At 73.6% G+C, this 9,556-nt stretch carries 8 protein-coding genes and 1 pseudogene; 2 read left to right on the top strand and 7 right to left on the bottom strand.

Going from position 1 to position 9,556, the window contains the following annotated elements:
• From ACFV61_RS22220 to ACFV61_RS22210, 3 genes are all read right to left on the bottom strand, one after another.
• Window positions 1-1,414, bottom strand: a 1,414-nt coding sequence (locus ACFV61_RS22220) for a cytochrome P450 (protein WP_380493522.1), incomplete at its 3' end; no start/stop codon positions are given.
• Entirely contained in the window at window positions 1,414-2,409 is a 996-nt protein-coding gene (locus ACFV61_RS22215; protein ID WP_380493521.1) for a hypothetical protein, read from the bottom strand. The genes ACFV61_RS22220 and ACFV61_RS22215, both read right to left, overlap by 1 nt.
• 301 nt (window positions 2,410-2,710) lie before the next feature.
• A complete protein-coding gene (locus ACFV61_RS22210) occupies window positions 2,711-3,346 on the bottom strand; it encodes a TetR/AcrR family transcriptional regulator (protein WP_063352069.1) in 636 nt (211 codons plus the stop codon).
• A gap of 147 nt (window positions 3,347-3,493) precedes the next feature.
• On the opposite strand from ACFV61_RS22210, the gene ACFV61_RS22205 reads away from it, so the two are divergent.
• Window positions 3,494-4,252: an SDR family NAD(P)-dependent oxidoreductase gene (locus ACFV61_RS22205; RefSeq protein ID WP_380493519.1), complete on the top strand. Its 759-nt coding sequence runs from the start codon at window positions 3,494-3,496 to the stop codon at window positions 4,250-4,252.
• Window positions 4,253-4,283: 31 nt separating this feature from the next.
• Window positions 4,284-4,434 (top strand): annotated as a pseudogene (locus ACFV61_RS22200) (IS5/IS1182 family transposase); the annotation flags it as partial.
• 8 nt (window positions 4,435-4,442) lie between these two features.
• Here ACFV61_RS22200 and ACFV61_RS22195 read toward each other — a convergent pair.
• The 4 genes from ACFV61_RS22195 to ACFV61_RS22180 all read right to left on the bottom strand — a co-directional run bounded on the left by ACFV61_RS22195 (window position 4,443) and on the right by ACFV61_RS22180 (window position 9,455).
• Complete coding sequence (locus tag ACFV61_RS22195) at window positions 4,443-4,973, bottom strand: (2Fe-2S)-binding protein (protein WP_380493517.1); 531 nt, start codon at window positions 4,971-4,973, stop codon at window positions 4,443-4,445.
• Window positions 4,970-5,902 (bottom strand): FAD binding domain-containing protein, encoded by a 933-nt coding sequence (locus ACFV61_RS22190; RefSeq protein ID WP_380493515.1) that lies wholly within the window; start codon window positions 5,900-5,902, stop codon window positions 4,970-4,972. Before ACFV61_RS22190 ends, ACFV61_RS22195 begins: the two co-directional genes overlap by 4 nt.
• Window positions 5,899-8,214: a xanthine dehydrogenase family protein molybdopterin-binding subunit gene (locus ACFV61_RS22185; protein ID WP_380493513.1), complete on the bottom strand. Its 2,316-nt coding sequence runs from the start codon at window positions 8,212-8,214 to the stop codon at window positions 5,899-5,901. The genes ACFV61_RS22190 and ACFV61_RS22185 overlap by 4 nt, the downstream gene beginning before the upstream one ends.
• Before the next feature lie 683 nt (window positions 8,215-8,897).
• Complete coding sequence (locus tag ACFV61_RS22180) at window positions 8,898-9,455, bottom strand: hypothetical protein (protein WP_380493511.1); 558 nt, start codon at window positions 9,453-9,455, stop codon at window positions 8,898-8,900.
• Between the last annotated feature and the right edge of the window lie 101 nt (window positions 9,456-9,556).

Raw genomic sequence — 9,556 nt, 5'->3', positions numbered from 1 at the left:
CCCCTGGGCCCCCGCCCCGCGGGCGTCGTGGGGGGCCCCCGCGCCCCCCCCCCCCCTCCGCCCGGGGTGGGGGCGCCTCCCCCCGCGGGCCGCGCGGGCGGATGGTGGCGGCGGTGGCGCTCTCCCGGAGGGGGGTGGCGGTGGCGGGCCTGAGCCGTAGGCGGGCGAGGACGGCTGCGGCGACGACGAGCATCTCGGCCCAGGCGAAGGACTCGCCGACGCACTTGTGGTGGCCCGCGCCGAAGGGGATGAACAGTCTGGGTGGGGCGTGGCCCGCAGGACGGCGCCAGCGGTCGGGATCGAATCGCAAGGGGTCGGGGTGGAGCCGCGGGGAGCGGTGCAGCGCGGTCGGGCTGAAGAGGACCTCCGCCCCCGGGGGCAGGAGGATGCCGCCGTACCGGAGCGGTGCCACTGCCCGGCGCATCAGGATCCAGTTGGGGGTGTGGAGGCGGAGGGTCTCGCTGAGCGCGTGCCCCGTGCGCTCCAGGCGCGGTAGGTCGCCAGGGGGCACGGCGCCGTCGGTGGCGACGGCGCGCACCTCCTCGCTCAGCTCGTCCTGCAGGTCCTGGTGCCGGGCGAGTTCGTGGAAGAACCAGGCGAGCGTGGTGCCGGTCGTCTCGGTGCCGGCCAGGAGCAGCGACACCGCTTCGTCCCGGACCTGGGCCCGCGCCATGGCGAGGCCGGTCTCCTTGTCGCGGGTGGTCAGCAGTAGGGACAGCAGCGTGTCGTCCGGGCCCTGGTACGGGGCGGCGGCCTGGGCGATGATCTCGTCCACGACGGTGCGCAGGTCCCGGACCGCAGTGTCGAAGCGCCGGTTGGCCGGTACGGGCAGCTTTTCCAGCAGCGGTGACGGGTAGAGCGCCCGCTGGACGAATCCGGTGAGGACCACGGGCACGGCCCGGTCGATCCGGGCCTTCTGGGCGTGGCCCAGGCGGGTGGCGAACAGTGCCTCGACCACGACGTCCCGGGCGAGTCGGTGCATCCGCGGCTCGATCGGCGCGGCTTGCCCGGGCTCCCAGCGGGTCACCGCCGCCGCTGCCAGTCGGGTGGTCAGGGCGGCGTACCGGTGGATGCTGTCGCGGTGGAAGGCCGGTTGGACGAGGCGTCGCTGGCGGAGGTGGAACGCGCCCTCGGAGGTGAACAGGCCGTTGCCCAGCAGGCCGCGGGCCTTGTCGAAGACGAAGCCCTTCTCGGTCTTCGCGGCGTCCCGAACGAGCAGCCGGTGGACCAGCTCGGGATCGGTGAGGACGTGAACCGGTCTGCGCCACAGGTGGATCCGCACCACCGGTCCGTGGTCGGCCAGCGACTGGAGGAAGGGTACGGGGTGGGTGAGCAGTGGGAGCAGGTGTCCGAGCAGGGGCAGGTGGCGCGGCGCGCACGGTGCGGTGCCGGGTGGGGTGTCCTCCTCGCGCATCAGTGCCCCGCCGCGTGGGCCGGCACGTCGAACCGGGAGGTGTCGCGGGACCAGTCGATGTGTCCGCGCAGCCACAGCCCGAGGCTGCGGGCGTAGGCCGAGGCCGCGGCGCTGCCGTCCGTGTGGATGGTTCGGCTCAGCTCGATGAACGCGCGCATCTCGGTGTCACGCATGGCGACGGCGGACCGTCGGGCTTCGGCCGGAGAGCAGTGGTGGTGGCGGGCGAGGACCTCGACCAGGTTGTGGCGGCTCTGGCCGCCCGCGGTCTCCTTGGCGTGGGAGTACAGGTCGTTGTCCCAGCTCACCAGGTTCGCCGTGAGGTCCCTGAGCCTGCGCAGCGAAGGCCCGTCCGCCTCCGCGGCCGGGACTTCGTAGCCGGCGGCGATGTCGACCAGGGCGAGGCAGGTGTACGTCGCCCCGGCGTGCCTGCGCATGGCCACGTACTCGGACGGGCCCGGTACGGTGCCCGCCTCGCGGTTGGCGGCCTCCCACACCTGGGCGGAGAGGTAGTCGCGGACCGTGCACTCCCACCGGAACAGCTGTGACGGCGAGGCCTGTGCGGCGACCCGGTCCCGGATCTCCCGCAGGGCCACCGCGTAGGCGCCGGCCGGTCCGGGCATCTCGTCGCCGGGCGGCTCGGGGTCGATCACCCGGGCGAGGAGAGCGGTCGTGCGGGCCAACGGCCCTGGGCGGTGGCCGCGTTCACGGTCCTCGCAGTACCCGTCGTCGAAGGCGAAGAGCCACACGTACCAGTCGGACAGCAGGCGCAGCATCTCGGCGGAGACCTCCGGGTTGGTCCGGGCGGCCAGGTGGCCGCTGCGCTGGCGCCCGATCCGGTCGGACTGCCGTAGCCGACCGTCCAGCAGCCGGTGGCGCGCCAGCCAGTCCAGGCTCTGCCGGTCGGCCTGTTCGGCGTGGGGGTTCGTCAGGGAGGGGAAGGGGCACCACAAGGCGTCCGGGGCGCTGTGTGGTTGCTCGTCGCGGAGATCGGTCATCGTTGCGCCGGCCTTCGTCTGGTGTGGGGTCGCAGCCGGCCTCCGTGCCCGGTGCCGATCGCGTGGGGTCGTCGGCCTGCGTGGGGAGGCCGAGGCTAGTCCGGCGCGGGGCAGGGGGATGGACTGCGCGCGCATCCGTGGTTGCCTCCCGGCGCACGGCTGGCCGTCTCGCCTCCTCAACAGCGGTGATGCGCTGACCGCTTGAGCTCGCCATCGTTTGCCGACGGCGACGGCCCGCACGATCACGGCTCCACGGGCCCCTCCAGCACTGGGGTGGCGGCGTGCGAATTCCAGCTTCGGATCAGGCCGGTCGATCGGAGGTGTAGCGGGCGAACATGGTCTCTACGGCCTGCTCGACGGCGTAGCGGATGTCAGAGGCTGAGGGGTTCCAGTCGGTCAGCAGCATGCGGGGCCACAGGACGTAGTTGGCGATCATCCCGAGGAACTGGTTGGCGGCGCTCTCGGCGTCCGGGACGTCGGCGTTGCCGGCCTCGTGCTCCGACTCCAGGTAGTGCTGGACCGAGGTGAAGTAGGGCAGCTTGCCGAGTTGGAACTGCATCTGCCCCAGTTCGGGGAAGCGGGGCAGCTCGGCGATGACGATGCGGAACAGGGCTGTCATGCCGGGCCGGCCGATCAGGTCGGCGTAGCGGTGGCCGATGGAGGTCAGGCCGGAGCGCAGGTCTCCGGCCTGAGGGCGCGCGACAGTGTCCGCGGTGTCACGCTGCCAGGACTCGGTGACGATGGCCTCGAAGAGGGCTGCCTTGGTGGGGAACTGCTTGAACAGGGTGGACTTCGAGACGGCCGCCCCTTCGGCGATGCGGGCGAGGGAGGTTCCGTCGTAGCCGCGGTTCAGGAAGAGGTCCGTGGCTGCGGAGATGATCGCCTCGCGCTTTTGCTGGGCGAGACGGCGGTGGTGTGCGGAGAGCTCTGCTGCCATGCGTGCAGTATGCCCCAAATCCGAGGCGAGTCACTTGACTCGCCTCTTTTGCTGTGCCTACGCTGCAATGGAAAGGCGAGTCAACCGACTCGCATCTGATGGCGGTGCCCGATGTCTCTCTGGTGCCGTGCGATGAGGGAGCAGCTGATGACAGCCGACAGGATCGCTTTGGTGACCGGTGCGAACCGTGGCCTGGGCCGGAGTACAGCTCTCGCGCTGGCGGCGTGCGGGGTGCGGGTCGTGGTCACTCATCGCGGTGATGTAGCCGGGGCCGAGGAAGCGGCGCGGCAAGTGCACGCCGCGGGTGGGACTGCCGCTGTCATGCGTCTCGATATCAGCGACGTCTCCTCTTTCGGAGCCTTCACTTCCGAGCTGAGCGCACTGCTTGAGCGCTGGGGGGCCTCGCGGCTCGATATCGTGGTCAACAACGCGGGGGTTGGCGTTTTCGGTCCGCTGGAAGCTGTCACGGCCGACGACTTCGACACGGTGTTCGGCACGAACGTGCGGGGCACGTTCTTCCTCATCCAGTCGCTTGTGCCGCTGCTGGCGCAGGGCGCCCACGTCATCAACGTCTCGTCGTCGTTGACTCGCCACACCAGTCCCGCGACCTCGGTCTACTCCGCCTCGAAGGCCGCCGTCGAGGCGCTGAGCCGCACTCTGGCCGCAGAGCTCGGCCCCCGAGGTATCCGGGTCAACTCCATTGCCCCGGGGCCGACCGCCACCGACTTCAACGGCGGTGCCATGCGGGATGACGCCGGTATGCGCCAGGGTCTGGCCGGGCAGACCGCGCTCGGCCGTGTCGGCGAACCCGAGGAGATCGGCGACGCCATCGCCACGCTGGCCTCCGAGGGCCTGCGCTGGATGACCGCCCAGCGCATCGAGGTCTCCGGCGGCGCCCTCCTCTGACCAACCGGGCGAGCCTGTCTCGGGCCGCAGGCAACGCCTCGGCCGACACCGCTGGGTGATCAACCGCCTGGCTCGGCGGTTTCCGTCGACTGCACCGCCGCTACGAACGCAAGGCCGACCACTTCGCCGCCTTCGCCGGCACCGCCGCAGCCCCCATCTGCACCCGCCGACTCTCCACATGAGATGTCTTCTACGGGCGGTTGTGAGCGGACGGTCGCTGCGGCGGATCCCGCATGTCGTCCGGGCGCGGCGCGTTCTGCTCGCGGGCGGCCCGCAGGATCGCGCGGCGGATGGGTTCGTAGCCGGTGCACCGGCAGAGGTTGGAGCCGACCAGGGCGTCGACCTTCTCGGGGGAGTCCGTGAGGCCGGGGTCGGCCGCCAAGGCGCCGGCGGCAACCATGAGGAACCCCGGGGTGCAGAAGCCGCACTGCAGGGCGTGTTCGGCGGAGAACGCCCGCTGGAGGGGGTGGGGCTCGCCGCCCGGCCCGGCGAGGCCCTCCGCGGTGCCCACCGAACTCCCGTCGCACTGCACGGCGAACACGAGGCAGGAGCGGACCGCCTCACCGTCCACCAGGACCGTGCACGCCCCGCAGACGCCGTGCTCGCACCCCAGGTGGGTGCCGGTCAACCGGCAGTCCTCCCTCAGCACGTCGGCGAGGATGCGGCGGGGTTCCACGTCGAGCCGGTGCGTTTCGCCGTTGACGGTCAGGGTGATCCTCATGCGCGGTCTCCGTCCGGCTCGGCGCGGCGGGAACGCAGGTCCCGTGCCGCCTGGTGCAGCGTCCTGGCGACCAGCACCGCGACGGCGTGCCGCTTGTACTCGGTGTCGGCGTACGGCTCCGGCACGGGGGCGGCGTCCTGCTGCGCCGCGATCCCGCCGGCCCGGACGAACGGGTGCCCGTCGGGCAGCCGGTGTCCGCCGACGGGTGCCCAGGCCTCGGCGCCGATCAGCGCCTGTTCGGCGGCGCGGGCCCGCAGCGGCCGGTCGGCGCAGTTGGCCAGCCCGATCCGGGCCTCGGCGACCACCCCGTCCCGCACCGTCAGGGCGGCGGCGACCGCGACCTGGGCGAAGCAGAAGTGTGTACGGCGGTGCTCGGTGAAGCCGACCCCGGTGTCCTCGCCGAGCAGCGGGAAGGTCACCGCGGTGAGCAGTTCGTCCGGTCGGCGCGCGGTCAGGTGCGCCCCCTGGAAGTAGTCCCGGGCCGCGACCGTGCGCGTGCCCCGCGGGCCGGACAGCTCGACGTCGGCGTCCAGGGCGGCGCCCACGGCGCACCACTCGGAGGCGGGGTGCGCCCAGGCGAAGCTGCCCGCCATCGTGCCGCGCGAGCGGATGGGAGGGTGGGCGATGTGGACTGCCGCGCGGGCGAACAGTGCACCGAGTGGGTCGGGGACGGCCCGTGCCGATTCGAACGCGCGGTGTCGTACCAGGGCGCCGACCCGCAGGGTGCCGCCGTCCGGGTCGATCCGGTCGAGTCCCGGGACGCGGTTGATGTCGACCACCAGCCCGGGGCGCACGCGGTGCAGGCGCATGTCGAGGATCAGGCTCTGCCCGCCGGCGAGCACCTGGGCCGTCCCGTCCGCGGAGCTGAGCGCCTCGACGGCCTCGGGTACCGTGCGCGGTACGGCGTAGTCGAAGGCGGCCGGCTTCACCGAGCCGCCTCCACAAGCTTCGGGGCACGGGCCGCCCGCCAGACCACGTCCGGGGTGAGCGGCATCTGCAACAGGTCGGGGTCGGCGATCCGCAGCGCGTCGACCACGGCGTTGACGACCGCGGCCGGAGTGCCGATGCAGCCCGACTCGCCCGCCCCCTTGGCGCCCAGCGGCGTACCCGGGCCCGGGGTGCAGGTGTCCCTGACCTCGATGGCCGGCACTTCGGTGAAGGTCGGCAGCAGGTAGTCCAGCAGCCCGGAGGCCAACAGCGGTACGCCGTCGTCCCGGTGGGGGATCCCCTCGTACAGGGCCTGGCCGATGCCCTGCACCGCCGACCCGAAGGCCTGCCCGCGCACGATCACCGGGTCGAGCTGCACGCCGCAGTCGTCCACGGCCACCACCCGCAGCAGCCGTACGGTGCCCAGTTCGGGATCGACCTCGGCCACCGCCGCGTGGGCGCCGAAGGGGAAGGCCATGCCCGCCTCGAACCGGTCGTCCACCCGCAGCGGCCCGGTCGCCCGCACCAGCTCGGCCAGTTCGATCGCCGGCGAGCCGCCACGGGCGAGGCGCGCGGCGCCGTCGGACCAGTCCACGGCCTCGGTGGGAACGCTCCACAGCCGCGCGGCCCGCTCGCGTGCCTCGTCGAGCAGCAACTGCGCGGCGTGCCGCAGCATCGCACCGGCCACCTGGGCGGAGCGGCTGCCGAAGGAGCCCATTCCCTCGGGCTGCTCGTCGGTGTCCCCCTCGACCAGCCGGACCCGGCCCGGGTCCACGCCCAGGGCTTCGGCCACCAGCGCGGGGAAGACCGTCTCGTGCCCCTGGCCGGCGGGGGCCGCGCCGCACCGGACGAGGACCGTGCCGTCCGCTGCGGCCTCGACGCCGCCGAACTCGTGGAGCCCGCCCGGCTCCCCGCCGGAGCGTTCCACGTAGCAGGACAGGCCGATGCCCAGCGGCAGGGCGTCAGGGTCCGTTCGGCGCCGGGCCTGTTCGGCCCGCCACCCGGGGTAGTCCAGGGTCTCCAGCGCCAGGTCCAGCGCGGCGGCGTAGTTCCCGCTGTCGTAGCACCGGCCGGTGGGCGTCCGGTACGGGAACCGGTGCGGCGGGATGAAGTTGCGCCGCCTCAATTCGGCCGGGTCGATGGCGAGTTCACGAGCCACCTGGTCCATGGCCCGCTCCAGTGCGATCGCCGCCTCCGGTCGGCCGGCACCGCGGTACGGGTACGTCACCATGGTGTTGGTCAGCACCGAGCGGACGGTCGCGTGCACCTGCGGGGTCGTGTACGGGCCGGTGGCCATCAAGGCGGTCTGCATCGGCAGCCCGGCACCGAGCTGAGGGTAGGCGCCCACCTCGGCTTCAATCTCCAACTCGTAGGCGAGCAGCCGTCCTTCGGCATCGGCGGCGAGCCGCACCCGCTGGTCCTGCCCCCGGCCCCGGGACGCGGCCGTCATCGACTCCAGCCGGTCCTCGATCCACCGCACCGGCCGGCCCAGCCGCACCGCCAGGTGGGCGACCACGACGAACTCCGGCCACGCCGCGCTCTTCGACCCGAACGCCCCGCCGGTGTCCGGGACCACCACGCGCACCCGGTCGACCGGCCACCCCAGCAGCGCCGCCAGTTCGCGCCGCAGCCGGTGCGGCATCTGGTGCCCCGACCACACCGTCAGCCGACCCCCTTCGGGCACAGCGAGGATCGTCCGGCACTCCATCGGGGAGGGCAGCAGGAGCTGCTGGCGGTAGCGGCCCTCCACCACCACCGCGGCCCGCCGCCACACCGAATCGTCGATCGGCCGCCCGGCCTCCCCGCGGAAGACGGTGTTGCTCAGGCCCTCGAACAACCGGACCGAGTCCGTCGCCGCCGCGCCCGCGGTGACTGCTGCGGGCAGCGGATCGACCCGGACGGACACCGCCGCCGCTCCGTCCTCGGCACGGTAGCGGTCCTCACCCAGCACCACCGCCACCGCCTCGCCCACATACCGCACCCGGTCCCTCGCCAGCGCCGGCCACTCCCGGCCCGCCACGGCCTCCTCCGTGGACAGTCCGGCCAACAACGTGTACGGCACCGCCGGAAGCCCCTGGAAGCCGGAGGCCGCCGTCCCGGGCGGTCCCGGCTCCGACAGATCCGCGCCGGACCAGGCCCCCACCACCCCCGGCACCTCCCGGGCGGCAGCGCAGTCCACCCCGCGCAGCACACCGTGGGCCACGCCGCTGCGCACGAACGCCGCGTCCAGGCACCCGGGCACCTCGATGTCGGCGACGAAGCGGCCCCGGCCGGTGAGCAGCCGTTCGTCCTCGCGCCTGGTCCACTGCTCCACGACTGCACCTCCGTGACTCGTACCGCTCACAGGGGAGTTGGCCGCCGCGCCACGGTGTGCGGGCGCCAACGGCCGTACCCGCGCGGGCGCACGTGGGGAGCCCCACCGTACGGGCCGCCCACCCTGGTGCGCGGGCAACACGCGGACCGGTCCCTACCCGCTTCCGGTCGACGGGAACCCCACGGCCCTGTCCACAGGCGCGTTCGGTTCCGGGGCCGTGTCCACGGCGGGCAACTCAGAGGGCCGGCGGGGCGAAGTCGCTCAGTGTATGGTCAGCAGGATGCAGCCGTCGCCGCCCCGGGCGCCGGCGTACCCGTGCCCTCCCCAGCTGCCACCGCCACCGCCGCTGCCGCCGTTCCCGGCACGGGGGCACCTGTCATCCGTGCGGTTCGTCCGGCCGCCAGGTTGGCCCAGTCCGCCCTCACTGCCGTGGGAGCCCGACCCGTTGCGTCCGTCCTGGCCCGGAGCCAGGTTGCCGCAGCCTCCGCTGCGCTCACCGGAACCGTGCCGTACCGGCAGGGAGACGTTGCGGTTCATCCCGGAACGGGCGACGGCAACGGGACCGTGACGGGGACCGGCACCGCCGTGAGCCCGGCACGGCCGCCGTCCGCTGGTTCAGCCACCGCGATCCGGGAGCCGGCCGCGCTGCCGGCGCTTCGTGTGGCCGGGCGTGGCCGGGGTGGCTACCAGGTGATCAGGATGTAGCCGTTGCCTCCGGGGTCTGCGGAGGCGTTCTGGGCGTTGGCGCCGCCGTTGCCGGGCTGGTCGTCGGGGCCGGGCGGGTTCTGGCCGCCGTCGCCGCCTCTGCCACCGCTGCCACCGCCGGTGCCGTTGGTGCCGGCGCCGCCCTGTCCGGCGTCGGCGGGCGGGGTGACGCCGGTGGGCAGGGTGATCGTCGCGGGGGTCCCGCCCGTGCCGCCGCTGCCGCCCGTGCCGCCGCGCGATCCTGCTCCGCCACCGCCCGGGCCGCCGATGGGGACGGCGTTGGCGCCGCGGCCGCCGTTGCCGGCATCGGCGCTGGCCGTACCGCCCAGGCCGGATCCGCTGGAGTGGCCGGCGGTTTCGACGAACGGGGCTCCGCGTCCGCAGCCGGTCGACTGCGTACGGCCGCCCGCGACCGAGACCCCGCCGGTCCCGCCCGCGGCGCCGCTCCCACCCGCGCCGCCCGCTCCGCCGAGCGATCCGGTGGAGGCTTCTCCGCCGGTGCCTCCGCTCCCGCCCCGGCCCGCGCCGCCGACCACCCCGCCATCACCGCCGAGAGGGATGCGCCATATAGTAACCCCTGCAAGACAGATATGTCGGCTGGTAAGAAACACTCTAGGACCAGAGTGAGCGGGGCCCG

Source organism: Kitasatospora sp. NPDC059817, assembly GCF_042731835.1.
In the GTDB taxonomy this organism is placed as follows: Bacteria; Actinomycetota; Actinomycetes; order Streptomycetales; family Streptomycetaceae; genus Kitasatospora.
This window is presented reverse-complemented; position numbering and strand designations above follow the sequence as displayed.

Coding starts and splice junctions, on each gene's coding strand:
- ACFV61_RS22195 (WP_380493517.1), bottom strand. CDS start 4,973: ATGAGGATCACCCTGACCGTCAACGGCGAAACGCACCGGCTCGACGTG.
- ACFV61_RS22210 (WP_063352069.1), bottom strand. CDS start 3,346: ATGGCAGCAGAGCTCTCCGCACACCACCGCCGTCTCGCCCAGCAAAAG.
- ACFV61_RS22205 (WP_380493519.1), top strand. CDS start 3,494: ATGACAGCCGACAGGATCGCTTTGGTGACCGGTGCGAACCGTGGCCTG.
- ACFV61_RS22215 (WP_380493521.1), bottom strand. CDS start 2,409: ATGACCGATCTCCGCGACGAGCAACCACACAGCGCCCCGGACGCCTTG.